The organism is Streptomyces sp. NBC_01454 (genome assembly GCF_036227565.1).
Classification (GTDB): domain Bacteria; phylum Actinomycetota; class Actinomycetes; order Streptomycetales; family Streptomycetaceae; genus Streptomyces.
The window spans coordinates 453,487-477,833 of the sequence record NZ_CP109461.1 but is presented as its reverse complement, the minus strand read 5'-3'; the positions used below and the strand labels follow the sequence as shown (position 1 = coordinate 477,833).

At 69.0% G+C, this 24,347-nt stretch carries 19 protein-coding genes and 4 pseudogenes; 12 read left to right on the top strand and 11 right to left on the bottom strand.

Features of this window, described 5'->3' with window-relative positions:
* Positions 1-54 precede the first annotated feature (54 nt).
* The 3 genes from OIU81_RS38930 to OIU81_RS38920 form a co-directional block, all read right to left on the bottom strand.
* Positions 55-786, bottom strand: a complete 732-nt coding sequence (locus tag OIU81_RS38930; RefSeq protein ID WP_329143146.1) for a hypothetical protein — start codon at positions 784-786, stop codon at positions 55-57.
* 26 nt (positions 787-812) lie between these two features.
* Positions 813-1,478, bottom strand: a complete 666-nt coding sequence (locus OIU81_RS38925) for a hypothetical protein (RefSeq protein WP_329143148.1) — start codon at positions 1,476-1,478, stop codon at positions 813-815.
* A gap of 77 nt (positions 1,479-1,555) precedes the next feature.
* Complete coding sequence (locus OIU81_RS38920) at positions 1,556-3,091, bottom strand: integrase (protein ID WP_329143150.1); 1,536 nt, start codon at positions 3,089-3,091, stop codon at positions 1,556-1,558.
* Between the two features lie 116 nt (positions 3,092-3,207).
* Here OIU81_RS38920 and OIU81_RS38915 point away from each other — a divergent pair, with 116 nt between their 5' ends.
* On the top strand, positions 3,208-3,585 hold the full coding sequence (locus tag OIU81_RS38915) for a hypothetical protein (RefSeq protein ID WP_329143152.1): 378 nt from the start codon (positions 3,208-3,210) through the stop codon (positions 3,583-3,585).
* On the opposite strand, the gene OIU81_RS38910 is transcribed toward OIU81_RS38915, so the two are convergent.
* Together OIU81_RS38910 and OIU81_RS38905 are read right to left on the bottom strand one after the other, a co-directional pair.
* The gene (locus OIU81_RS38910) at positions 3,574-4,095 is read right to left on the bottom strand and encodes a GNAT family N-acetyltransferase (protein WP_329143153.1); all 522 of its coding nucleotides are present in this window, start codon (positions 4,093-4,095) and stop codon (positions 3,574-3,576) included. The genes OIU81_RS38915 and OIU81_RS38910 overlap by 12 nt on opposite strands.
* A complete protein-coding gene (locus OIU81_RS38905; protein ID WP_329154846.1) occupies positions 4,092-5,531 on the bottom strand; it encodes a hypothetical protein in 1,440 nt (479 codons plus the stop codon). The genes OIU81_RS38910 and OIU81_RS38905 overlap by 4 nt, the downstream gene beginning before the upstream one ends.
* A gap of 320 nt (positions 5,532-5,851) precedes the next feature.
* Between OIU81_RS38905 and OIU81_RS38900 the strand changes: the two genes are divergently transcribed.
* From OIU81_RS38900 to OIU81_RS38880, 5 genes and pseudogenes are all read left to right on the top strand, one after another.
* A complete protein-coding gene (locus OIU81_RS38900; protein WP_329143155.1) occupies positions 5,852-7,111 on the top strand; it encodes a hypothetical protein in 1,260 nt (419 codons plus the stop codon).
* Positions 7,112-7,164: 53 nt separating this feature from the next.
* Positions 7,165-8,487: a class-III pyridoxal-phosphate-dependent aminotransferase gene (locus OIU81_RS38895; RefSeq protein ID WP_329143157.1), complete on the top strand. Its 1,323-nt coding sequence runs from the start codon at positions 7,165-7,167 to the stop codon at positions 8,485-8,487.
* Positions 8,488-8,651: 164 nt separating this feature from the next.
* Positions 8,652-9,974, top strand: coding sequence for a UDP-glucose dehydrogenase family protein (locus tag OIU81_RS38890; RefSeq protein WP_329143159.1), 1,323 nt, complete (start codon positions 8,652-8,654; stop codon positions 9,972-9,974).
* Between the two features lie 65 nt (positions 9,975-10,039).
* Positions 10,040-10,499 (top strand): annotated as a pseudogene (locus OIU81_RS38885) (GNAT family N-acetyltransferase).
* Positions 10,500-10,597: 98 nt separating this feature from the next.
* On the top strand, positions 10,598-11,425 hold the full coding sequence (locus OIU81_RS38880; protein WP_329143161.1) for an SDR family oxidoreductase: 828 nt from the start codon (positions 10,598-10,600) through the stop codon (positions 11,423-11,425).
* Positions 11,426-11,771: 346 nt separating this feature from the next.
* Here OIU81_RS38880 and OIU81_RS38875 read toward each other — a convergent pair whose 3' ends face one another.
* On the bottom strand, positions 11,772-12,059 hold the full coding sequence (locus tag OIU81_RS38875) for a group II intron maturase-specific domain-containing protein (protein ID WP_329143163.1): 288 nt from the start codon (positions 12,057-12,059) through the stop codon (positions 11,772-11,774).
* A 128-nt stretch (positions 12,060-12,187) separates the two neighbouring features.
* Here OIU81_RS38875 and OIU81_RS38870 point away from each other — a divergent pair.
* From OIU81_RS38870 to OIU81_RS38850, 5 genes and pseudogenes are all read left to right on the top strand, one after another.
* Positions 12,188-12,616 (top strand): annotated as a pseudogene (locus OIU81_RS38870) (sugar nucleotide-binding protein); the annotation flags it as partial.
* 937 nt (positions 12,617-13,553) lie between these two features.
* Positions 13,554-13,829: a hypothetical protein gene (locus tag OIU81_RS38865; RefSeq protein WP_329143165.1), complete on the top strand. Its 276-nt coding sequence runs from the start codon at positions 13,554-13,556 to the stop codon at positions 13,827-13,829.
* A gap of 541 nt (positions 13,830-14,370) precedes the next feature.
* Positions 14,371-15,555, top strand: coding sequence for a tyrosine-type recombinase/integrase (locus OIU81_RS38860; protein ID WP_329143168.1), 1,185 nt, complete (start codon positions 14,371-14,373; stop codon positions 15,553-15,555).
* Between the two features lie 948 nt (positions 15,556-16,503).
* On the top strand, positions 16,504-17,643 hold the full coding sequence (locus OIU81_RS38855; protein ID WP_329142441.1) for a Fic family protein: 1,140 nt from the start codon (positions 16,504-16,506) through the stop codon (positions 17,641-17,643).
* 267 nt (positions 17,644-17,910) lie between these two features.
* On the top strand, positions 17,911-18,645 hold the full coding sequence (locus OIU81_RS38850) for a hypothetical protein (protein ID WP_329142442.1): 735 nt from the start codon (positions 17,911-17,913) through the stop codon (positions 18,643-18,645).
* Positions 18,646-18,962: 317 nt separating this feature from the next.
* On the opposite strand, the pseudogene OIU81_RS38845 reads toward OIU81_RS38850, so the two are convergent.
* Positions 18,963-19,114 (bottom strand): annotated as a pseudogene (locus OIU81_RS38845) (IS5/IS1182 family transposase); the annotation flags it as partial.
* On the opposite strand from OIU81_RS38845, the pseudogene OIU81_RS38840 reads away from it, so the two are divergent.
* A pseudogene (locus OIU81_RS38840) lies at positions 19,111-19,377 on the top strand (ATP-binding protein); the annotation flags it as partial. The pseudogenes OIU81_RS38845 and OIU81_RS38840 sit on opposite strands and share 4 nt — an antisense overlap.
* Positions 19,378-19,470: 93 nt before the next feature.
* Here OIU81_RS38840 and OIU81_RS38835 read toward each other — a convergent pair.
* Genes OIU81_RS38835 through pgsB form a run of 4 tightly spaced genes read right to left on the bottom strand, consistent with a single transcriptional unit; the run spans position 19,471 to position 24,347 of the window.
* Positions 19,471-21,390 carry an ArnT family glycosyltransferase gene (locus OIU81_RS38835; RefSeq protein WP_329142443.1) on the bottom strand — a complete coding sequence of 640 codons (1,920 nt, stop codon included), beginning with the start codon at positions 21,388-21,390 and terminating at the stop codon, positions 19,471-19,473.
* Positions 21,391-21,431: 41 nt separating this feature from the next.
* Positions 21,432-22,472 carry an NlpC/P60 family protein gene (locus tag OIU81_RS38830; protein WP_329142444.1) on the bottom strand — a complete coding sequence of 347 codons (1,041 nt, stop codon included), beginning with the start codon at positions 22,470-22,472 and terminating at the stop codon, positions 21,432-21,434.
* 49 nt (positions 22,473-22,521) lie between these two features.
* Complete coding sequence (locus OIU81_RS38825) at positions 22,522-23,004, bottom strand: poly-gamma-glutamate biosynthesis protein PgsC/CapC (protein ID WP_033269075.1); 483 nt, start codon at positions 23,002-23,004, stop codon at positions 22,522-22,524.
* Positions 23,001-24,347, bottom strand: a complete 1,347-nt coding sequence (pgsB, locus tag OIU81_RS38820) for a poly-gamma-glutamate synthase PgsB (protein ID WP_329142445.1) — start codon at positions 24,345-24,347, stop codon at positions 23,001-23,003. The genes OIU81_RS38825 and pgsB overlap by 4 nt, the downstream gene beginning before the upstream one ends.

Here is a 24,347-nt window from a genome sequence, read left to right as displayed (position 1 = left end):
CACCCGCCACTCCGACACCCGACGCCTCTCCTGTAGCGCTTCAACACGCTGACCCTATAGGGAATTGGGGCAGGCCAGGCAGAGCAGAAAGTCCGCTCCGCAGTCGCCCCCGGGAGCCGGCCAGGGGCTGGACTCCTCGTCCTCGCAGTCTGCGGTCGCTGTCTCCTGGTGCTCTCGGTCCGGACTGTCTGTGATCTGCCCGCCGAAAACAGCAGCCTGGGCCTGTTCCAGGGCCTCGAGCGCGCCAGCTTCGAACACCTCGCGCGAAGCGCGCTGTACGCGCTGGTCGGGCAGGACGTAGACGCTCTCGTGGGTGCCCTGGCTGTGCTGCAGGGGACGGCCCTCCTCCGTCACCGTTGTCCGTCGGGCCCGCTGAAAGGGCGACCCGGCCAGCCCATGACCGCGGGCCCACCACTGGACCGTCGACTCGGAGACACCGAAGGACAGGGGACCCACCGGGGCGGGTCGGTCCAGGTCCAGGTGCTCCTGCTTGAGCAGGTAGGAGCGAGCGGTCATCAGCAGATCAGTCCCGGGTGTCAGACGACTGGCCAGAGCGCGTCCGTGAGCAGTGGCTTCCAGAGCGTGGGTGATCAGGCGCCCAGGGGAGCTGGCCCCTGAATCGGTGATGTTCTCGGTGGAGAACCACCGTCCCCCTCCCGATCTGCGCTTTTCGACCTGGACCTGATAGGTCACCGACACCATCTCGCCCGCCGATGGTGCCGTCGTCGGCGCCGGCATGCGGTCATAGACGGACAGGTTCCAGCCGAACCGGTCGGTCAGCAGCACGGCCAGCGCGGTGAGCTCCCCGCGGGTCAGGAACAGCCGACCCCATGCCTTCTCTCCCCCTTGCCGCCCAGCAGCCCGTGGTTCGTCACGCTGCTGTGTCCGCCCGGGTGGAGAGTGCGAGGGACATCACCGGTGCGTGCGAGCTGGTCGAGGATCTTCCCGATCCTCCACTCGCGGCTGCCTTCCGTGAAGCCGCCCGCCCGCCATACGTTCAGCAGGCGCGTGTTGTCACTGATCCGAAGCCAGGCCGACCGGAACTGGCGTTGAGCGGCCTGCACCACCCGTTCCCGCTCACTCTCCTCATAGGACTGCTTGTTCGGCGTCGGCCCGGGGATCCTGCGGGCCAGTTCCTCCGCCACCGGCCCACCAGCCAGTCGGGGGTCCGCCTGCAACAGATTCCGGACCTCTCTCAGCGTCCCCTTCCCGGAGTTGGTACTGATGCGCCCATCACGCCAGCTCTGCATGATGGCGACGGTCAGAGCGTCCAGATCGTCCGGTGGACTGTCCAACCCCGAGAGGAAATCGGCGAAATATCCCAGCTTTATCCAGCTGCTTCGGGCAGTGCTGTGGCTGGTCCAACCGCGAGACCGGTCTGCGAACACCTTGGCCAGTGAGCGCTGTATCGGCACGGCCACTGACAACTCGACGAAGTCGAACTCCTTTTTGTAGCCGGCCTTGTTGGTGACCGTCACCACCAGACCGTCCGGGGCCAGCGGGGCTTCGGCCCGGTGACCTGCCGGGGGCAGGACGGCTTCACGTCCCCGCCCTGTCACGAGGCCACCTCGCCGAGGAGGACGTCGATGTCCTGGATCCCGGACGTCTCTCGGGCGAGTCGCGCGAAGACGCCGTCCACATCCTCGACATGCTCGTTCTGACCATCGGCGCTGTCGGCCATGGCAAGGATCGACTCCAGCTGCAGGTGAGCGACCGGCGCGAGATAGTGCCGCTTCGTCGTCTCCACGTCCGCGTGCCCAAGGATCGTCTTCACCAGCCACCACGGGTCACCGAACAACAACGCGAAATCCCGCCTCTCCGTCTTCGACAGCCCGTAGCGGGTCTCCACCAGCTGGTTCAGCACGATCAGCAGATAGAGCGCCGCTGAATGCCGGGCCGAGTGCGGGGTTACGTACGGGCTCTTGCCTCGGACGTCCGCCAGCCGGAAGTCTCGGTTGATCTTCCGTTCCTTCTCGGTGAGCAGGACCCTCTCGCAACGCAGGTTCGCCGTCCTGAACACCCCGTTCCACCGATCGGGCGGCATCGGCAGGCCCTGCTCAGTCAGCCACAGATAGGCCGGCTCCGGCCCCTCCGGTCCCTCCAGGAACAACGACTGCCTCTCTCGCCAGCCGAGCCGGCTCAGTTCCCGCTCACCGATGGCCCCATTCCGGTCGGCCCATTCGACCTTCGGCTTCAACCCGCCGGTCACCCGCGTGATCAGCAGCATCACCGGCAGCCGCTCATAGCGACCCTCGGCCTGGGCTCGCTGGATGGCCCAGGCTCGCTCAGACTGCACGTACGCCTCAACCTGGCCGACTGCATCCACCGAGGCGTAGAACACCCGGCTGTTTTTCGACCGCGTCACCGCCCCCGCGATCCGGCCGTGGCAGTAACGGCCGTGCTGTAGCCGCTGGGTAGGCAGCTCGAACGTCAGCAGCGACCCACCTTCCTGCCTTCGGAGAGCCGAAGAGAGCAGCAGTTGGACGAATCCCGTGTTCCGTAGCTCCGTCCGCGAGTCCCACCCCGGCGCCGGGAGGCCGCCGCGCGCGTGGCCGCGCAGGCCGATGTCCGACCACAGGCCCCACGTTCGCGGCGTCAGCCACGACACCCGCGAGCTGACCGAGTCCGCCGCCCGGTCCTCCCGCCGCGACACGTCCACCGGCAGCGGACGCACCTTCCCCCACCGGAACAGCTTGGTGAACGCCGCCGCCTCCCGGTCCCACTTCGTCCCGCTGATCCGCTCTGGGTTCTCCTGTGCCTCACACCGCCAGTCCCGGAAATCATCCAGATCCTGCTGCGTCGCCTCCCACCACTCGACATCCCGCGAGGACAGGAAAACAAGCAACAGACGGATATCCGTCGAGTAGTTCCGTTTCGACTCACGCTGCATACTCCGGAATTCGTTCGAACGGACGAAATCCAGAAGCCCCGCATCGACCATTCCGTCGGGCCTCACGAACACCGGGTCACCCGGCTTGAGCCCGATCCGGGCCACCGCCTCCGGCAGCTCCCGTACCCCCAGAACCCCCTCAGCAGGGAGTGTCCCCCACCGGCCTGCATCCGGTACCCGCACTACTTGCCACGTACTCAACTACGGTCCTTCCTGACGCTTGAACTCACTCAAGCATCAGGGAAGTCGTCACCCACGACGCCTACGGCCAACTGACCGGCCACCCGGACCACCGCCGCACCCACCAGGCGACCTTGTTGGCGTTCCACGCCGCGGGCCTGGAACACCTCTACCCGCAGGCCGGGGCTCCGTGGCAGCCCGATGCGTTGTACGCCGCGACGCACCCGGATTCGGGGGTGGGCGAACTGAGTGTGCTGTTGACGCGGGTCGGCAAGGCGGCGCTCAGCGTGCCGGACGAGCACGTCACCGAGACGGTCGACGTGAGCGACTGCATGGACCGGAAGTTGGCCGCGATCTTGGCGCACCGCAGCGAAGCGGCGCGGGAGCGGCCCCTTCCCGGAATCCTGTCCCGGCTTCCCGCAGCAGAACGGGAGTCGATCATCGCGACGGAGTACTTCACCCTCCTTGGCAGGAGGCCGGCGCCGGACGGGGCGGTCCTCCGGCTATCGCGGTGAGCTGCTGCCGAGGGGCTTGGTCATGGCCCGGTTGACTCGGTGGTCGCGTCCGGCGACGTAGGAGGGGCAGGGCCGGTAACCGGTGCGGTGGTAGAGGGCCAGGGCGGCGGTGTTGCGCCGTCCGGTCTCCAGCATGACCCGCGTTGCGCCGCGGCTGGCAGCGTGCCGTTCGAGGTGTTCGAGGAGGTACCGGCCGATTCCGTGGCCGCGGGCGTCACCGGAGACGTACATCCGTTTGATCTCTGCAGTGTGCTCGTCGAGGAGGCGTACGCCTCCGCACCCGACCGCCTCTTCGCCGAGGTGGGCGATGAGGAACAGGCCGTGGGGCGGGTCGAAGTCCGCCTCGGGGGTGGTGTCCGGGTCGTCGGCGAAGCCGTACAGGCCGAGCTGTTCGGCGCGTAGGGCCTGGGTCAGGCGGCGGGCGTCCGGGTGGTCGTAGGGTGCGGCGGTCATGGAGGGCGTCGGGCATATCGCGGCTGGGGCGTCGGGGGCGGTGGGCACGGAGGTCATGAAGCCGATAGTGCCCTGTCGACGGCGGTGAGCGCACGGGCGCCGTCCCGTGCGCGCATGCGGGCGCCGGCGGAGCGGCGGATCCGGCGCAGGAGGTTGCGGCAGCGGATGGACTGCACGTCGGGTACCCGGTCGGCGAGTTGCAGGAGGGTGGCTGCGGTGGCTTCGGGGTCGCGGGCGAGGAGGTGGGCGTGCGCGAGGTGGATGCCGTGGAGGAGGGCGGAGCGGGGGAATCCGCTGGTGGGGCCGTGGTCGGTGAGGGGGGACAGGAGCGTGGTCGCTTCGGCGAGCAGGCGTCTGGTGTGGGCGGAGTTGGTGGCGGCGAGTTCGACGAGGGCGTGGCCGGCCTCGGCGGAGACCTGTTCGGGGGTGAAGTAGTACAGGGAGGGAGGGTCGTCGTCGCGGCGGTGTTCCAGGAGGGTCCGGCAGCGGTCGGTGGCGTCCCGGAAGGCGCTGATGTCGCCGGCGGCGGCGTGGGCGGTGGCCATGCGGCCCCAGGCGCGGGCGCGGACGACGGGGCTGCTGCGGGCGGTGTGGTCGACGGCGGCTTCGGCGTAGCGCAGGGCGGCGGCGGGCTTGCTGGTCGCGGCGTGCTGGTAGGCCAGCATGCCTAAGACGTTGGCGACCGTGGTGGTGTCGCCGGCGGCGCGGGCGAGGCGGATCGCGAGGAGCTGGTAGCGCTGGGCGGCCGCGTGGAGGTCGGCGTCGAAGGCCATCCACCCACTGAGCTGGGCCATGCCGCTGGCGGTGGCGAGGAGGCGGGTGCCGACGTCGGTGGTGTAGCTGCTGCTGCGGACCAGGTCGAGGACGCCGGCGAGTTCGATGCGCACGTACCGCTGGGACAGGGCTCCGCCTCCGGCGGTGTCGTCCAGCCGCCGCAGGCGGCCGAGGTGGCCTTCGAGGACGTCGACGAACGCGGGCAGGACCTGCTCCTGGGTGCCCGGTGCGGCGGTGCGCAGCGGGCTTTGCCGGGTGGCGTCCCAGACGGCGCTCAGGAGCTGGCTGTCGCCTGCCGGGTGGAGGATGGCCTGCTCTTGCGGGTCGGTGGCGGTCCACGCGGTGGCGGTGGCCAGGACGTCGGCGACCGAGCGGCGGCCGACGAGGTCGTCGGTGGCGGTCTTCTCGGCCGTCGCGCCGCCCGCGTCGGGCTCTCCCCAGAGGTCCGCGGCCTTGAAGGGTTCGCCGGTGGCCTCGGTGAGGACGGTGGCCGCGAGCCGGCGCACAGTCGCGGAGCGGGGCCTGGTGCCGTTGAGCCAGGCCCGGCCGGCTGTCAGGTGCAAGGTGGGCTGGCCGGCGGCTTCCAGGCGGGGGTTGAGGGCCCGGACGAGATCACGGGGTGTCCACCGGGCTGCCCGGAGGGCGGCGGCCAGGACCTGGTTCGAGGGGGGCGCGGGCGCCGACCCGGCGTCCGCCGACGTCGCGTCGCGGAGGGGCATCACGCCCGGACGCTACGTCAGATCTCCTGTGTGGGGCGCGAATTCTCGGCTTTTCTCGCTCTCGCCGCGAAATTCTCAACGTTCTCTCCGGTCCCCTCTGCCGCGGCCGTGCTGGGCGCTGTGTGCTGGTGAGCGCGCCCCCGGCCTGCTGCTGGGCACGACCTGCCCGCTACATGGCGCAGGACGAGGGGTGGGCTCCACCTTCCCGGCCGGGTGCGGTCAGGCACCGCACATCCGACAGCCTCTCCCCGCGCTGATTCAGCAGCCGCGCCTGGCCGGGAAGCACGCGCTATCCCATCGCCGCTCACTAGGAGGACGAGATGTTCCTTCCCCATCCCGTGATCGAACAGCTCGACGACGCCCAGGTAGCAACCTGGGAGAAGCACTTCGCCGGCGCCGGACACGAGCGGCCCCGGGCGATCGAAGAGGGTATCTGGCGCAGGACGCAGGACCCGGCGAACGCCGTGCAGTCCGGCTGGTCCGAGGACGAGAACGGCCGCCGCCGCATCGTGCACTACCGCTACCGGTACGACCTCGACTACACGTACCCCGTGCCGCGCCTCGTCCTCGCGGAGCTGTACCTGTACACGTCGGTTCTCGCCCCGAAAGCCGAGATCGACGAGTACCGCGACAACGTGCGCTCCTGGCTCACCGAGGGCGGCTGGCGGCAGATCGACGACACCCTGTGGTCGAAGGGCGACCTGCGCGTCAACGTCATCTCGTACGACAGCCACCCGCAGGACGAGCGGGCCTCGCGGGCAACGCCGGCCGGGTTCTGCTCGCTCGACGTCGTGTTCGTCTCCGAGGACTTCGAGGTGACGCGCACTGTGCGACAGATGCCGTGGAACGTCCTGGCAGGCGGCATCCGCATCAAGGACGAACGCGGCAACCCGACCTACGCCGACGACCTGAGCGAGCTGTCGGAGTACCTGCCGTTCCAGGTTGAGATCGGCTGCGGCACCAGCGTCGAGGCCGGGGTGCCGCCGCTGCACTTCCTGCACCAGGCGTACCGGGTCACCGAGCGGACCGACAACGTCATGAAGCAGACGCACCCGTTCGTCCTGAGCCCGCCGAAGGACACCCTCGTACGGGAGATGCTGCTCGACGCCACGGCGAAGGCGGACGAGCTGGTCACGATGTTCCGCAAGAGCTTCCTCGCCGAGCCGACGGCCGCGCACCATGCGCTCAAGGCCCTGCACGACGCCGGGCACTTCGTCGGCCCCGTGCTCCAGCACAACTTCGACCTGCTCGCCGCGCGGGCCGGGCTCCAGGAGCACTTCGTGCGCCGCTACGACCAGAAGATCCCGCCCGCGCCGTTCCACCCCGAGGCGAAGGCACTCCTGATCATCGGCCTGCACGCCGACCGGCGGTCGGTCGCGAAGCGGGCTCGCGAGCGCGGCATGAAGGTCTTCTTCGTCGACACCGAGGGCCTGGAGGAGTTTGGCGAGTACATGCCCTACCCGCTGGAGGGCCCGCAGGACGGCGACGTGATCGTGAAGGCCGAGGCCATCCCGACGCTCGTCGAGCTGTGCCGCCAGCTCGGCATGAACACGCCCGTCCCCGCCCAGGCCGCTGTCTGACCGGCACGGTTCCCCGGGGCCGCGCACGGCACTCGTGCGCGGCCCCGCTCCCCGTGAGCACACCCGAGAAGGGACTCCCCAGAGTGGACTCGTACGCGCAGAGCCGTGGGCGGCTGCTGACGTCATCCCGGCCCATGCCGGACTTCGAGGTCGTGGGGTCGAATGGACCCTGGCTTCACTGTGTCGGCGGCACCCGGATCTTCGACGGATCGAGTGGACTGCTCTGCACCAACGTGGGTCAGAGCAGCCCCAAGGTCCATGTCCGGATCGACAAGCAGTTCTTCCGCTACTCCTTCGGCGGCGCCGCTGTCGTCCAGCCCCACATCCAGATGGAGCTGATGGATCGTCTGTGCCGCGCAGTGGGCCGCCCGGACGACTCCGTGGCGCTGACCACGTGCGGGACGCTCGGCGTCGAGGTGGCCGTGGGCCTGGCGCGGAACATCACCCGGGTGCGTGACGGCAAGCTGCGCGGGGACATCCTGACGTCGACGTTGAGCTACCACGGGATGTCGGCGATGACCCTCGCGCTCGCAGGTAACCACGCCCGCAGGCCGCGCCCGGAGGACGCGCTCGGCCTCGGTCCGGGCTTCCCGGCGCCCTACCCGCCGACGCATGCCCACGAGGGCCGCGGCTGTGACGCCTCGTGCGCCGACGAGATCGCGAGGGAGATCGATCGCCGCGGTGCCGAGAACGTCGCCGCTGTGCTGATCGAGCCCATCAACGGAACCACGGGCGGAGCCTTCGTGCCGCCCGACGGCTACCTCCAGCGGGTCTCGGAGGTCTGCCAGGAGCGGGACGTCCTCGTGATCCACGACGAGGTGCTGACCGGGATGTGGCGCACGGGGACACCGCTCGCCAGCCACCACTGGGACGGTTGCGAGCCCGACATCGTGATCCTGTCCAAGGGGCTGGGCGCCGGATACACGAGCGTCGGCGCGGTGCTGGTGTCCCCTGAGATGGCCCGGTGGATCCGGCACGAGGACGCCGACCCGCTGCCCGCGATGGGCACCATGGCCACCCATCCCCTCATGGCGGCCGCGTGCCTGGGCGTCCTCGACGAGCTGGAGGAGATGGACTTCACCGCCTTCGCAGCGCGCGGCGAACGCCTCGCGGAGGCCATGACGTCGCTGAACGGCGTCGGACCAGTGCAGGACGTGCGCGGCCGGGGCTTCCTCTACGGGGTGGAGGTCACCCCGGGACAGCTCTGGCCCGTGATGAAGGCCGCGGAGGAACGCGGGGTGTTCTTCTACCCGTTCACCGGAGCCGGAGAGCCCAAGAGCGAAGGGCTCGTCGTCGCGCCCCCGCTGACGTCGACGGACGACGACATCGAGTTCCTGATCACCGCCCTGTCCGGCGCGCTGCAGGTCGTGGGCTGAACCCTCGGCCGCCACCGAGGCCGGTGTCCCGATCGCCCCGTACCACCGACTCGAACACTCCAACGAACCTACGAGCGACCCGACTTGGGTCCTACTCGCCAACCGATAGCGTCAGGGGGCACACCGAAGTTGGTGTGCCCCCGACTAGACAAGGACGACCTGCAATGCGTGTTTCTGTGATCGGCTGCGGTCACCTCGGCATCCCGCACGCTGCGGCGATGGCTGAACTCGGCCACGAGGTCATCGGCGTGGACGTCGACCAGGCCAAGGTCGATCGACTCAACGCCGGCGAATGCCCCATTTACGAGATCGGCCTGCCGGAACTGCTCGCCCGCCACACCCAGAGCGGACGTCTGCGCTTCACCACCGACATCCGCGAGGCCGCCGACTTCGCCGAGCTGCACTTCATCGGCGTCGGCACCCCCATCGACGCCGACGGCCGCTCCTACGACACCGCACAGGTCTTCGGCGCGATCCGGCAGCTCGCCCCCCACCTCGACAAGGCGTGCACGATCGTCGGGAAGTCCACCGTCACCGTCGGCACCACCATCCAGGTCACCGCCCTTGCTCAGCGCCTGGCCCCCGTTGGAGACCAGGTCGACGTCGTATGGAACCCGGAGTTCCTGCGCGAAGGCCACGCCGTCGAGGACACCCTCCGCCCGGACCGGCTCATCGCCGGTGTCTCGACCGCGGAGGGCGAGAAGGCGATCCGCGCGGTGTACGCCGGCATCCTGGACGCGGGCATTCCGCTGTTCGTCTGCGACCCGCAGACCGCCGAGTTGGCCAAAGGCGCCGCGAACACCTTCCTCGGCTTGAAGATCAGCTACATCAACGCCGTCGCCGACATGTGCGAGGCCGCGGGCGGCGACGTCTCCCAGATCGTGGACATCCTCGGCATCGACCCCCGAATTGGCAGCGGCGGCATGCGGCCCGGCATCGGGTACGGCGGCGGCTGCCTCCCCAAGGACGTCCGCGCCTTCACCGCCTCCGCCCGGCAGCTCGGCGCCGAACAGGCCGCGGCCCTCCTCCGCGCCGCCGAGGAGATCAACGAGAGCCGCACCACCGTGGCCCTGGGCCTCATCACCCGCGCCCTGGGCGACCGCCCTATCAAGAGCTCCCGGATCACCGTGTGGGGCGCCGCGTTCAAGCCCGGCACCAACGACGTACGTGAATCCCCAGCCCTCGCCCTGTCCCAGGCCCTTCAGCAGGCCGGCGCCACCGTCACCATTCACGATCCGCAGGCCGTGCCCACGGCGATGGTCCGCAACCCAGAGCTGGACTACACCGACGACCTGGCCGGCTCCCTCGACGGCGCCGACATCGTCGTCCTGGCCACCGAGTGGCCGGAGTACCAGCAGGCCAACCCCCACGCCCTGGTGGACCGCCCGGCCAACCCCCTGCTCGTCGACTGCCGTACCACCCTCGACCCCGAGCCCTGGCGCGCGACGGGTTGGACCGTCCACCAGCTCGGACGCCCCGGGAAGTAGAAGGGGCCCGGGCGGTGGTGCCCGCAAGTCGCCATCAACCCCTGAAAGGCCAGACGTCCCGCGCTATGACCAACGATATTCTTCTCCGTCGAGCCAACGACGCCGACGCGCGTGCCGCGGCCGATGTGTGGCTGCGCTCCTTCGCCACCGCACTGCCGACCGTGCGCTGTGCGCACGACGAAGTCGAAGTACGGGACTGGATTCTCGCGCGTGCTCGTGCCGCAGTACGAGACCTGGGTGGCGGTCACGGAGAACGGCGTGGTGGGGGTCATGGTGCTCAACGGCGGGGAGCTGAAACAGCTCTACTTCGATCCAGTGTGGCGCGGGCGAAGCATCGGCGATCGGTTCATGTCCCTGGCCAAGCAACGGCATCCAGACGGGCTGACACTGTGGACGTTCCAGGTCAACGAATCGGCGCGGCGGTTCTACGAACGGCACGACTTCATCGCCGTCGAGTGGACTGACGGCACGCGCAACGATGAGAATGAACCGGACGTCCGCTACGTCTGGCAGCTCCAGACGTAGTCGCCGAGGCCAGACCCGGCATGCTGACGACGAAGGCGGTCTCCCGAACTCCGCGGGGGGACCGCCTTCGTCGTGGGCACCGGTCTACGGTGGCGTGCATGACAGTTCTGATCGTCGGCGGCAGCGGCTTTCTGGGGGCCGAGCTGGTCCGGCAGGCGAGAACGGCGGGGCACACGACGGTCGCCACGTACGCGACCAAGCCGGGCGACGCCTCCCCAGCCGCGTGGTACCCACTTGACCTGCGGGACGCGGGAAGCCTGGACGCCGTCATGGCTGAGGTGAGCCCGCACCTCGTCCTCAACGTATCGAGCGGCCGGGCCGACTGGGCGATCACGGCACAAGGCCCCATCCAGCTCGCGATGGTTGCGGCGAGGTACGAAACCCGCATGGTTCACGTGTCCAGCGACGCGGTTTTCTCCGGCGCCCAAGTCCACTACGACGAGTCCTGCCTCCCTGACCCCGTCACCCCGTACGGTGCAGCCAAGGCTGCGGCAGAGACCGGGGTCCTCGCCGTGCATCCGAAGGCCGTTGTCGCCCGCACGTCGCTGATCATCGGTCACGGGCGTTCCGTACACGAGCACATCGTGCACAAACTCGCCTCCGGCGCCTGCGACGACGCCCTGTTCACCGACGACATCCGCTGCCCAGTGCACGTCGCCGACCTGGCCGCCGCCCTCCTGGAACTGGCATCGAGCGATGCGTCCGGCATCCACCATCTCGCAGGGCCCGACGCCCTGAGCCGTCACGAGCTCGGCATCCTCATCGCAAGGCGTGACGGTCTCGACGCCTCCCGTCTGCCCACGGGTCTGCGGGCTGACGGCACCCTTCCCGGAGCCCTCGACGTACGCCTCAACGGCCAGGCGACCCAGCGGATCCTGCGGACCACGCTGCGCGGTGCCCGACAGTTCTGCATCGAACCCTCGTGACCACCTTGCTCGTCGGCACATGAGTAACTCGTCCTCACACCACATGACGGTGGGTCCGGTGCGCGATACGCCGGGTCCACCGGCGTCAGCGCATCGGGGCGCAGTGCGCGACAGCAGACCGGCGGAAGGTGTAACGGACTGGGGCCACTCCAGGGTTCGTACCCCGGGGAAAACCCCGGCCCCCTCTCCGTCAGGAACACCGGATGGCTCTTGGTGAAGTCGTCCCGGGGCGCGGTTCCGGTCTTTCGACCGGCCCGTTTCCCCGGAGCCGCTTCCCGAACCGGGCATTCGACTTGGCACCGCACCCGGCTCTCCACAAACCCCGAGGGCCACGTGGTGGTTGTCCTCATCCCGTGGCGTGCCAGGGAGTGGGAATCGCCATGCCCCGGTAGCAGTAGCGAGTGGTGCCTACCGTGATCGGGTCGAACAACTCCCGGGTTTCCCCGGTCCACCATGATCTACGGCCGCAGTACTGCCGGTAGATCTTCCTCAGGCTCGTCTTGGGGTGCTTGTGCTGCACCCATCGCCACACCGTGTGCCACAGGTAGTGGCGCAGGTAGGAGAAGGTCGCGTAAGACACCCCGGGCCGGAAGTAGGCGCACCAGCCCCGCACCGCCGGGTTGAGCCGGAGCAACAGGGCATCGAGCGGCTAGTTCGTGCCGACCTCCCGGCACAGCGTCTTGACCTTGGGCATGATGGCCCGCAGGGCCTTCTTGGCCGAGTAGGTGTAGACGTAGTACCGGTCGGTACCCGGTTTCCGGTGGCCACGTGTCCACCGACGCCGTGTTCTCCGGTACCGCAGTCCACTACGACGAGTGCGCCCTCCGGGACCCCATCACCCCGTATGGCGCAGCCAAAGCCTCGGCGGAGACTGGGATTCCTGCCGTGCACCCGAGGGCCGTCATCGCCCACCCGTCGCTGATCATCGGCCACGGACGTTCCGAACACGAACAGCTCGTGCATCAACTCGCTTCCGGCACTGTTGATGGCACTCTGTTCACCGACGACATCCGCTGCCCGGTCCACGTCGACAACCTGGCCGCCGCCCTCCTGGAACTGGCGGCGAGCGACGCAACTGGCATCCATCACCTCGGCGGGGCCGACGCCCTGAGCCGGCACGAACTCGGCACCCTCATCGCCAAGCGCGATGGTCTCGACGCCTCTCGTCTCCCCGCTGGCTTGCGGGCCGACTGCGAGGCGCTGATCGACAACCGGCACCTCATCGGCGGTGACCAGAGCGTGCGCGCGAAGAGGAAGATGCCCACCCCGCCGCCGAACGCGACGATCATCCCCGGCGGACGGATCCAGCGCCGCGGCATCGGCGCGTACGTCTCTGGAGTCTCCCGACCGCCGCGCTGATCGGGCAGCCCACGACGCAATGCGCATCGTCTTCCTACGGTCCGCCGCGTGAAGACACCGCCGCCCTCATCGGGGCAGAGAAGGAGGCACTGGCCCGGAAGCGGCCCGGGAATGCGAGGCCGAATACACCGACGAGGTCCGAGACTTGGGCAGCGCGCTCAGGGCAGAACGTCTGGCGGTCCAGACCCGTTTCGACGGTCTCGCGGTGCTCTTCGCCGATGCAGTGCTCGACGCCGGAGCTGTACGAGAGCAGTCGGCGCGACTGCGGAGCAGGCTGAACTAGATCAATGAGCTGCTTGCTCCACTGCCCCCTCGTCGAGCACTGGCCTCGACGTCGTGGAATCAGAAGATGTTGCAGCCGCCTGGTGTGGGCTCGACACCTCCAGGGGCGACTCATCGTTGAGGCCGCCGGCCTTCACGTCAAGATTCTGCCGTCACGTTCAGGAGCCAAAGGATTCGACGAGCCACTCATAGAGGTCGACTGAGTAAGAGAGTAGTGACACGCACTGGACATCAATAGACTTGATTGACTAGTTGAGACACGAGTCGATAAGCTTTCCAGGTAAGCCTTGATAGGCGAACCGGGGAGACGTCACTCGTGAGAACTTGACATGTGCCGGGAACCGACTCGACTCGACACCATCGCTGCGGCACAGCGTAAGCAGTGCAGCGCCACAGCCATCCGCCGGTCAGCGGCCCCGACCTGACAACCACACACGCTCTTAGAAGACTCGTTGACCGCGGCCCCGAAATGATCTGGAGAATCCAATTGAGCAAAGAAATCGCCGAGTTGCCGGAGTCGCAGTACAGCACCGCACACATCCGAGCCACGTGGGGCGGAACGGGAAGCGTCACCGACGCATCGAAGGCGTTGGGCTTCTCGCGGGCGAAGGGCTACGCGCTGGTTAGTCGGGACGAGTTCCCGTGCCGGGTACTCAGGGTTGGCCGGTCGACTCGCGTCGTCACCGCGTCCTTGCTACGCGTGCTTGATAGTGGAGAGCCGGAGTACAACGCTGCCCGCGCCGAACGCCACACGACGTCGTAGCCGTTGCTCGACGAAGCCTCGCCGGAGCGTACTGACGGGGCTTCGTTGTCTCGCTCTCTCACTGACCCTATGACGGGAGCAAGCCGTGTGTGCCTGACCGGGGGGGGAAGGCCTCCAGAGCAGGAGGAATCGCGGCTTATCGTAGGCGCTTCAGGAGGCCTTCTGAAATAGGCCAGTTAGGTAAGGGGGGTGCATGCCGCAAATCAAGAAGGTCACGTTACAGAGCGGCAAGGTCCGTTACCGCGCCCAGCCGCTCACAACTCCACAGGCACCGCTCCCCCGCTTCAAGGTGGGCCAAGTACCCGGAGGACACGCCGACCTGCCGGACTACTTCTCGGAGGCCGAGACTTGCCCTCCTACGCGCGCGGTGCAGCATCGGCCCGAGCCCTTCGGGCGGTATTCGTCTCTCGCGAATCACGGACATCTCAGACTCCACAGGTGCCGATTCGAGGGTCCCTATCCGACTGTCCCCTTCGAATCCATACCGGCAGCAGTGAACTTGGGCACCCCGGGCGCGGACGCCCACCAGGAAAGGTGAGGGATGGCGGAAATCAAGAAGATCGTGCTCAAGAGTGGGCGGAGCCGCTACCGCGCGGTGGTCGACGTTGGTCGCAACGAGAACGGTGGGCGCAAGCAGCAAACGATCACCAGGGACACGAAGACCGAGGTGAAGGAGGAGATCGCCCGCATCCTCCACCAGCGGGCGGCCGGGACTTTCGTGGTGCCCAACAAGCTCACCGTGGCCGAAGTGCTGGACATGTGGGTCGCGAAGAAGGCCCGCGACCTTGAGCCGAGCACGATCCGGGGGTACAGGAACGCCCTGGTCCACGTTCACGAGTACCTCGGCCGCCTTCGCGTTCAGCAGCTGACCGAGGACGAGGTCGAGTCAATGGTCGCCTGGCTGCTCGTTGCGGCTCGCAGGCGCGGCGGGAAGGCCGGTAGCGGCCTCCGTCCCAGCACAGCCAGCGGAGTCCTCGCCCGCCTGAAGGAGTCCCTCGGCTGGGCTGTCGTTCGTAAGCTCGTTCACGCCAACGTCGCGGAGTACGTGCAGATCCCGCGGAAGGCGTGGAAGGAAGACCGGCGGACCAACAGGCGGCCGAAGCCGTGGAACGTGGTCGAGGTCAAGGAGTTTCTTATGGGCATACGCGGCGACCGCCTGTTTGCCGTCCTGCTGCTCTCGCTGATGGGGTTACGGCCGGCCGAGGTCGCGGGCTTGCGCTGGACGGACATCGATCTCGACGCCGGGGCGCTGTCCATCGACAACACGAGAACGATGATCGGCAATGCCGAGGTGCTAGAGAAGGACACCAAGACGGAGGCCGGCGAGCGTGTCCTGCCTCTGCCCGAGCCTGTACGGCAGGCGCTGATCGCCTACAAGGCGTTGCAGGAGATCGAGCAGATGTCGCTGGGCAGCTACTACGCCCCGTCCGGCTACATGTTCGTCGACCACCTCGGCCAGCCGCTGACGACCCGCCACCTGCGCGAGCACGCGTACTCGCTGATGCTGAGGTTGAAGATGCGCCAGGTGCGGCTGTACGACGCGCGGCACAGCTGCTTGACGTTCCTGGCGGTCAACGGGGTTTCTGACGTCATCCTCGCGGCGTGGGCCGGCCACGTGAGCGCGAACTTCACGAAGCGCGTGTACGTCCATCCCGGCCCCGAAGACCTACGGGCCGCTTCCGATCACCTCGCGGTCCTGCTCGGGGTCAGCGAAGAAGCCGCGTGACCTCTAGCCGAACGATCGGTCGTGAGAATTTGTGAGAGATCAGCTCTGAGCGAAGCCTGAAAACTCCTTCTGACCTGGTACTTGTCGAGGATCACTAGAACGTGCTCCTAGCCTATGTAATGTCCACCTGGTCCGCCGTGGTCCGTGGCGACAGCGAATGTCCAGGTCAGAGGTTCTCGCGTGCTCCCGTGCGCTCTCGTTTGTGAGAGATGTGTGAGACGAAGGGTTTTTGGTCACGCTGGCACCCTGGCGGGTCTCCGGTGCGGCGGAACGCCCCGCTCCACCGGCCCCGCTCGGAGCTCCGGCCAGGCGGGGTGCCTGCCCGTCGACGCACCGGAGGCTGGGTGGATCTCTGCCCAGCCTCCACATCGGCAAGCTGTGGTAGGCATCATGCGCGGCGACGTGATCCCGGCGGTTTGGCTCGCCCCTCGTCTCGGGATCCGCGACGTGCGGACTGTCGGGATCACCCGCACCACCAGCGACAGTATCGATGCCGCCTGACCACGCTGGCGGGCATCCGGAACGCCGCGTCGCTCGGAGACGTGACGGGCCTGGATGTACTGCTCGTCGACGACACCGCCGGAAGCGGCGCGCCCCTCGTCCACACGGCGGACGTGATCCGCGCCCGCCGGCTCCGGGCAAGCTCGGCCAGCTGTTGCTCGATGTTGTAGCTGAGGGCGGTCAGCCGATCGCGGAGCTCACCAGCGCTCAGCTCGGGTTCGCCGGTCCGTTACATGGTCGCGCCGCCTGCTCGGCTGCCCCGCGCCGCCTGTCACTCCATCCAGTCCAGCAGACGCTTCGTTGACCTGGTGTGTTGACCAGTGACCAGCATGGGTCGGCAGGCCGGTGGCCCTGCTCGTCGAGCTGGGCGAGTTCATGTTCATCGTGGACGGACGGTGATAAAGCTGCAGCATTGAAGGAATGATAGGAGTCAGGTATCATTCACTTATGCTGTATCAGACGCCTCACCTCACCACCGACGACCGCCGGGTCCTGGAGGAGATCAATTCCCTGCAGGAGCAGCTGCACCACGCGGCGCAGCAGGTGCCGACGAAGTGGACGCAGGATCTGCGCAAGGCGCTTACGGCCAGCGCGATCGCGGCGTCCAACACCATCGAGGGTTACCAGGTCGATGCGAAGGATGTCGCGGACCTGATGGACGGCGAACGCGATGCGGTGGATGCCAGCGAGGAGAACAAGGCCGAGACGCTGGCCTACCAGCAGGCGATGACCTACATCCAGTCCCTGCACAACGTAGGCGACTTCAGCTACAGCAAGGAGTTGTTCAACTCGCTGCACTGGATGTTGCAGGGCCACCACCATCCGCTGCGGCTGGCCGGCCAGTGGCGTCGCACTGCGATCCGCATCACCGCCCCCGGCGATGAGCTGGCCACCGACTACGAAGGCCCGGACGTCGACCTGCTGCCGGGCCTGATGGGCGAGCTGGTGGACTGGCTCAACGACGGCGACCTGGACGCCCACGTCCTGGTGCGGGCGGCGATGGCGCACCTGAACCTGGTGAAGATCCACCCGTGGTCGGACGGGAACGGGCGGATGTCCCGCTCCCTGCAGAGGCTGGTCATCGCCCGGGGCGGAGTGCTGGCGCCGGAGTTCTCCTCCGTCGAGGAGTGGCTGGGCATGCCGGGCAACACCTGGGAGTACTACAAGGTGCTGCGCGAGGTCGGCGGCCCGGTCTACTCACCTCAGCGCGACACCGGGCCGTGGATCCGGTTCAACCTGCTCGCCTACCACCAGCAGACCCAGCGGGTGCAGCGCCGCGTCGACCGCTCCAACGACTGCTGGATGCAGCTCATGGAGGCCGCCGACACCTTCGGGGTGACGGAGCGGCAGATCACCGCGCTGCACGAGGTGGCGATGGTCGGGCGGGTGCGGCGCTCTCGTTACGAGAAGGCCGAGGGCATCAACACCCAGCAGGCCACCCGGGACCTGCAGGCCCTGACCAAGGCGGGGCTGCTGACGGCGGTGGGGCAGACCAAGGGCCGCCACTACGTCGCCGGCCCCCGCTTCCCCGAGAACGTCCTGGCCACCGCCCAGCGCCCGCACACCATCACCAACCCCTACGCCTGAACCCCGGCCCGAGCCGCCCCTGTTCTCCCACCGCGGCCTCCTCCCCCGGTTCCGAGCCGCAGCCGGGCCCGGACACATCCGCCGACGCTCTGGCCGAGCTCCTCGACGCCATCACGCGCCGCCGGCACGAGCACCGCGAGCGCACCGCCGAGCGCCTCACCTCCGTCCTGGACACCGGCCTGCTGTCCGGGGGACTCGCCGAACTCGCCCTGTACTACCGGGCCAAGGCCCACGGACCTCGGCCGCACCGGCCAAGCCCTTACCGGCATGCGCCAGGTCGCCGAGGCCGATGGCCGGCTCGCCCCGCGCAGCCGCCGCGGCATGGCCGACCTCGCCCGGATCCGCGGCGACTTCCCCAGAGCTCTGGCCGCCGTCCCGGCCCTGGGCTGGAAGGGCCGCCACCACCGCGTCCTGGCCCACATCCGCTTCCCGCACGGCGACATCGAGCGTGCCGCCGCCGCCTTCGAGGACGCACGCACGGAGGCCGAACAGCACGACGCCCCGGGCGAGCGGGCCATCGCCCAGACCCTCCTGGCCCTGGTGGTCGCCTTCGCCGATCCGCTGCGCGCCGACGACGAACTCGCCCTCGCCCACCAGTACCTCGACCACCTCGACCAGCGCGCCACCACCTTCTACGCCGCCGTCGCGGCCCTCGTGCGCGACGCCGGCACCGAGGGCGACGTCATCAACCGCGCCACCGTGCTGCGCACCGAGACCACCGTCGCCGGCCTGCCCTGGCCCACCCCGCTCATCGAGACTGCCACCGCCTTCCACCACGCCGTACGCGGCGCCGACGACGACCTGGCCGCCACCCTCGATCGCCTGCGCCAGGCGATCGAGGGTGGCGACTTCGCCTATTACGTCGACATCGCCACCGCCATGGGCGGCCTGCCCCAGCCCGCGGAGAGCGCCACCTGGTGGCTGGAGGACGCCCACACCGTCCGGCAGCGCTGGCGCGCCCTGGTCACCGCCCGCCAAGACCACCTGCGCGGCAGCCTGTAACGCACCGCAGCCCCGCCAAATCCGGCGGAGGCGCGGTGCGTTGCCGTCTCAGCTTCGCGGAGACCAGCGGGCTGGGAGAGTTTTGGGAAGCGGCGCTGGGCGCTCCGATGGGGCCAGGCGTCGACGGTGTCCGCATCGCGCCCGACGGCGAGGTGGGCTTTTCCCTGCACCTCGTGCAGCAGCGAGCCACTGAGCACCCGCGAAACCAGCCGCGGCTGTGGCTGAACCCCGTTGACGGGCGACTGCAGGACGAGGTGGACCGGCTTACGGGGCTGGGTGCGACGATCGTCAACCGGTACTGGACGAACGCGAGCGCCGGGGCGGCGGTTCGGGCGTTCGTCCCAGTGGTGAGTCGTCCATGCCTGCCGGCTCAGACCGCGCACCGTGATGATCGTGTCGGCGAGGTCGAAAATGCATCGATGACGGTGGTGCGTCGCTCGTAGCAACGGGCGGGGCGGGGGAAGGCGTGAGGCGCTCACCCACACCCGTAAGCATGGCGGCCCGGACGTGAGCGCGCTCGTACGCCTCGTCTACGGCAGCGACGCGCTGGATCTGCTGGTCGAGGACGACGGGCGTGGCGCGCAGCACGAGGTGCACGAGCAGGGCGGGGCCGACAGGCTCGGACACGGGCTGATCGGGATGCGCGAACGGGTCGGTATGGTCGGCGGCCGCCTGGACGCCGGGCCGCGGCCCGGGGGCGGATTCCGGATCAGCGCGGTGCTACCGGTCAAGCGGTGGGCTGAGGCCCACTCCGGGCACGCAGACTCCGTGCGACCCAGGCGCGGTATACGTGTGTGGGCCGCAGAACTCGTCGTGTTCAGGAGGTCATGTGCCGCCGGCGCAGTCGTAGAGGGTGAAGCTTCCGTCCGAGGTCTGACCGTAGGCACGTGGGGAGATGGCGGTGCAGCTTCTCTTCACCCAGGCCGATGCCGGTGTGGACGGGCGGCGCGTGGTGAGCAGGGTGTAGCGCAGTTGGTGGGTGGAGACCAGGTCACTGAGCCGTCGTGCGGTCGGGTAGGGGGTCAGGCCGGTGAAGCCGCCCATGACCAGCATGGGTTGCGGGGTGGCGCGCAGCAGGGGCTCGGCGCCGTAGGCGGCTTGGGTGGCGAGCAGGTACTTCTCGCCGGAACGGTGCGCGGAGAGGTACTTCAGCAGTGCGGTGTCCCGCGTGGACGGTGTGTTCAAGGGGTTTCGGAGGACCTTGGCCCGGTGATGGTGCGTACCGTGGAAACCGGGGCCGACCGGTCCGGCCAGGGGTTCGATCGGTGAGCCGGGGTAGCGCGGGTTCAGGCAGGAGGCGGCCCAGACGGCCGGGGCGAGGAGTACGGCCGCCAGGGACGCCGCCAGGGCGCTGTGCACCGCCGGCCGTGTGGTGTGGGGCCCGCTGGTCCACAGGCCGACGGTCCCGCACAGGCCGAGCATCAGCACCACCGGCAGCAGCCAGGGCGCGAATTCGCTGTGCGGGCCGTCAATTACCGCGGCCCACAGTGCCGTGAGCCCGACTGCGACGGGCAGTGCCGCTCGACGTCGGCCACCGGTGTGGTACTCGGACCGGAAGAGGGCGATTCCGCCCCCGGTCAGCGCGGCGAGGGCCGGGGCCAGTACGGCCATGTAGTAGCCGTGGTTGCCGTTGGAGTTGCTGAAGACCACGAGGTGCATCACCAGCCAGCCGCCCCAGAGCAGGAACCCTGTCCGCGGCCCGTCGGTGCGCGGTCGTCCGGCGCGCCACCACACGCCCAGCGCCAAGGCCAGTACGGCGAGCGGCAGGAGCCAGGCGATCTGCGGGCCCACGCTCTGGTTGACCACCATGGTCCACCCCGTGTTCCCGGTGGTGCGGCTGGCGGCGGTGCCGGCGACGGCGCCCAGCGCGTGCGGGTCGTGGCCGAAGCGGCTCAGCCCGTTGTAGCCGAAGACCAGGGTGAAGGGGTTGTTGTTGGTGGTTCCGTCGAGGTAGGGACGGCTCGCGGCGGGGGTGACCCATACCAGCAGCAGCCAGGAGCAGGAGACGACTAGTGCGGTGATCCCGGCGAGCAGCAGCCGCCGGGCCCGGTCCCACCAGGAGCCGGGTGCCGCCAGTTGGTACACCGCGGCGAAGACCGGCAGGACGAGCCAGGCTTGCACCATCTTGGCCTGGAAGGCCAGCCCCACCCATGTTCCGCAGACGAGCAGCGGCAGCAGTTTCCCGGTGCGGACGGCCTTCTGCAGCGATCCCGCCGCGAGGACCAGCAGCAGAACGAGCAAGGTGTCGGGGATGTTGTGCCGGTTGAGCGCGACGGTGACCGGGGTGAGGGTGAGTGCCAGCGCGGCGAGCAGCCCTGCCAAGGGGCCGGCCCAGGCACGGACGATCCGGTGCAGCGCCCAGACGGCGAGGAGGCCCTCCAGCACCTGCGGCAGTACCGCCGCCCAGTTGTACGGTCCGAGGAGCCTGACGGAAAGGGCCTGCGGCCACAGCGCCCCGGGGATTTTGTCCAGGGTGAGCGAGCCGCTCGGGTCGAGCCCGCCGAAGACGAAGGCGTGCCAGTCCGCCGCCATAGACCGCACGGCCGCGCTGTAGTACGGGTGCACCCCGGCACGCTCGATGGCCCAGGTGTAAAGCACCGTGGCAGCTGCCAGGATCAGCAGCAGGGCGCAGGACTCCCGGCTGATGGATATTCGTTGACGGAGCGTGGCGCGGAGGGTGCGTGTGATGCCGTCCGTGCGGGGGCGGCTGTCGGCGGGGTCCCGGGTGAGGGGGGCGGTGGCCATGGCGGGGTCTCTCTTGGGGCGGCGGGCTGGGGGCGTCGGTTTCACAGGCGGCGGGCCATGCGGAATCCCTGGGCGTAGAAGCCAGGGCCGTCGAGCGTCGCGCGGCCGGCCAAGTCGCCCATGGTGGGCCCGTTGGCCCGCGAGCGGCTGGAGTAGAAGCGCGGGCGCCCGTCGGTGTCCGGCCCCAGGTAGATGCCGCAGTGGTCGATGCCGTGCGGTCTGCCGATGTCGATGGCGAAGAAGACGAGGTCGCCGGGGAGCAGCTGGCTGAAGTCGGCAGGTGGCCGGCCGGTGTTCGGGATCAGCAGCACGCCGGGGGCCCGGGTGGCGATGGCGTAGGCCCGGCGGGGCAGGCCGATCCCCGGGCTGTTGGTGGCGTGCATGGGGTAGCCCATCCGGTAGCCCCAGACCAGGCGCATGAAGCCGGAGCAGTCCACGGCTCCGTAGCGTTCCTTCTCCGGGTACTTGCGGACGCCGTCCGGGAAGGTCCAGGGAACGCCGAGGTAGTCGTAGAAGTCGGACTTCTCATCGCGGTAGTGGAACGACGTCTCCGACTGCCCGGGGACACGCGGCCCGAAGCGGGCGTTGCCGGCGTAGCGCCGGCCCGATGCGGTGCGCAGATCGGGTGCCCCGTCGCCGTACTGGAAGGCCACGGCGAAGACGTCCGGACTGCGGTCGGCCAGCGCCTTGGGGAACCACTCGCGGAACCAGTGGGTGCGCTCCTTGCCCTGGCTCCATGCGTCGCCCATCAGCCGTACCCAGGCGTCACTGCGCACCACCGCGCCGGTGGTGCGCGGCTCGCTCCAGGTACGGGTCGGGCCGGTCAGCAGCGCGGTGCGGGCGCCGTCGGTGAAGGTGGCCAGCACGCGGTCGTCGGCGGCGCGCACCACCGTACGGGCGGGCGCGGCGCGGCGCTCGAAGCGGTAGCCGCCGGCCGGTACCGGGACGTCACTGCCCGGCACGCCGCTTCGGAAGTGGTGCCAGGCGTATCCGGTGATCGCTCCGGCGGAGGCCAGACCGGCGGCGCAGGCCAGGACCTGACGGCGACTGGGCCTGCCGGACGGGGTGGGGTGGGTGCCCATGGTGACCTCCTCTGCGTGCGGATGCGTACGGCGGACGCGTGTGGCTCGTTCAGCCGACGGGCAGCGCCCCCAGCAGCAGCCCGGCAACCAGCACCACATACGTGCCGAGGGTCACCGCGGTGGTGGAGACCACGGTGGCCGCCAACGGCTGGCGGACCAGCTGATAGGCGATCAGGCCGGGCACGATGAAGCCCAGGGTCTGGGCGGTGTAGAGGAGCGGGAACTCGTGCTGGAGGGCGAGCATCACCGTGGTCTGGAGCAGTACCGCGGACAGCACCACGGCGGCGAACAGCCGCTTCCCGTAAAGGATCACATGACGCTGGAGGAGCTTGGTCGCGGCGAGGGTGAGGGCCGTGACGCCGATCATCATCGCGGCCCGGACCACATCGGTGACGAGGGTCAGCGCCAGCCAGCCGGGGGTGATCATGCCGCCGGGAGAGAGGTTGGTGGTCAGATAGCAGATCAGCGAGAAGAGCAGTCCGAGGGCGATCCCCAGTGCGGCGGTCTGCGGAGTGACGATGACGGGGATCACAGCGGCTTCCTTGCGGTTTCGTACCGGGAATCGGCAGGGGCATCGGTATGGGCGGAGGAGGGGCTCGGGACAGGTGCGCCGGACGTCGGGCCGTTCAGCGACCCCACCCAGCTGTACGGCTCCGTCTCGGGCGGGTGCGCGACCGGAAGCGGCTCGTCGGCATGGTCCGGGGCCAGCTTGCCGAGGTGATCCAGGAGGAGTTCGCCCTGGCCGTGGATATTGCCGACGGCCACCAGCGAGGAATCCGGGGCGAGTTCGGCGAGGAGGGCGTGGGTCAGCTCCTGCGCGTCGCGCCGGTCGCCGCCCAGATCCACCACCCGGCCCGGCGAGCCCGGCGGGATGCCGTCGAGGGCGCTCTTGGTCGGATGCCCGATGAGGAACACCGTCTCCGGGGCCAGGTCGGGGACGATCGCTCCCATCTGCCCATTGCGTTCCACCCGGTCCGGGCGACAGTTGATCACCACGTTCAGCGGGCGGCGGATCGCACCGAGCTCCTCCAGCTGACGGACGTTCATCAGCGTCGACTCGGGGTCGTTGGCGGCGAAGACATTGGCGAAGCGCAGCCGCTTGCCGTCCGGTGTGCGGTAGCGCTCGACGGAGAGCACACCGGGGTCCGGCGGCGCGTCCCACATACCGCGCAGTGCGGTGGCCCGGTCCACACCGAGCAGTTCGGCCACGGCCAGCGCGATGGCGACGTTCTCCTTGAAGGTGAACCAGCTGAACTCGCGCAGCTCCTCGTCGGTGACCGACTCCGGATCGACGGCGATCAGGCGGCACCTCCGCTTGTCCGCCTCCTCCTGGAGGATGTGCAGCCGCTCCTGCTCGGCGGTGACGCAGATCCCGTCGAACGGCATCGACCGGGACAGCGAGCGGGCCACATCGTCCAACGTCGGCCCCATTTCGGCGAGGTGGTCCTCGCGCACGTTGCACAGCACGCCGATGGTGGAGCGGATCAGCTTGTCCTGGTTGACCTCCTGAAGTGCGGGCATCACCGCCATGCACTCGATCACCAGGGCGCACGGCCGGTATGCCGCCGCGCGCCGGACGATGCCGATCTGCTCGACGACGTTCGCGATGCCGAACTTCCGGTACACCGGCTCCTCGGTGGCGTCCGGGTGGATGAACCGGGCAGCGGTGCCGGTGGTCTTGGCCACGGTGACCAGACCACCGCCGCGCAGCGCCCCCGCGCACAGCCGGGTGATCGAACTCTTGCCGCGAATGCCGTTGACCAGCACCCGGGTGGGGATCTGCGCCAGCGCGGCGTAGTGGCGCCGCTGCTCCAGCACGCCGGCGATCAGCAGGGCGGCACAGCTCAGCAGCAGCACAACATAGAGGAAAAGCAC

Bases quoted from the DNA above. Each gene is read 5' to 3' on its own strand.
- OIU81_RS38910 (WP_329143153.1), bottom strand. From the start codon at position 4,095: ATGACCTCCGTGCCCACCGCCCCCGACGCCCCAGCCGCGATATGCCCG.
- OIU81_RS38905 (WP_329154846.1), bottom strand. From the start codon at position 5,531: ATGCCCCTCCGCGACGCGACGTCGGCGGACGCCGGGTCGGCGCCCGCG.
- OIU81_RS38900 (WP_329143155.1), top strand. From the start codon at position 5,852: ATGTTCCTTCCCCATCCCGTGATCGAACAGCTCGACGACGCCCAGGTA.
- OIU81_RS38890 (WP_329143159.1), top strand. From the start codon at position 8,652: ATGCGTGTTTCTGTGATCGGCTGCGGTCACCTCGGCATCCCGCACGCT.
- OIU81_RS38880 (WP_329143161.1), top strand. From the start codon at position 10,598: ATGACAGTTCTGATCGTCGGCGGCAGCGGCTTTCTGGGGGCCGAGCTG.
- OIU81_RS38860 (WP_329143168.1), top strand. From the start codon at position 14,371: ATGGCGGAAATCAAGAAGATCGTGCTCAAGAGTGGGCGGAGCCGCTAC.
- OIU81_RS38855 (WP_329142441.1), top strand. From the start codon at position 16,504: ATGCTGTATCAGACGCCTCACCTCACCACCGACGACCGCCGGGTCCTG.
- OIU81_RS38850 (WP_329142442.1), top strand. From the start codon at position 17,911: ATGCGCCAGGTCGCCGAGGCCGATGGCCGGCTCGCCCCGCGCAGCCGC.
- OIU81_RS38835 (WP_329142443.1), bottom strand. From the start codon at position 21,390: ATGGCCACCGCCCCCCTCACCCGGGACCCCGCCGACAGCCGCCCCCGC.
- OIU81_RS38830 (WP_329142444.1), bottom strand. From the start codon at position 22,472: ATGGGCACCCACCCCACCCCGTCCGGCAGGCCCAGTCGCCGTCAGGTC.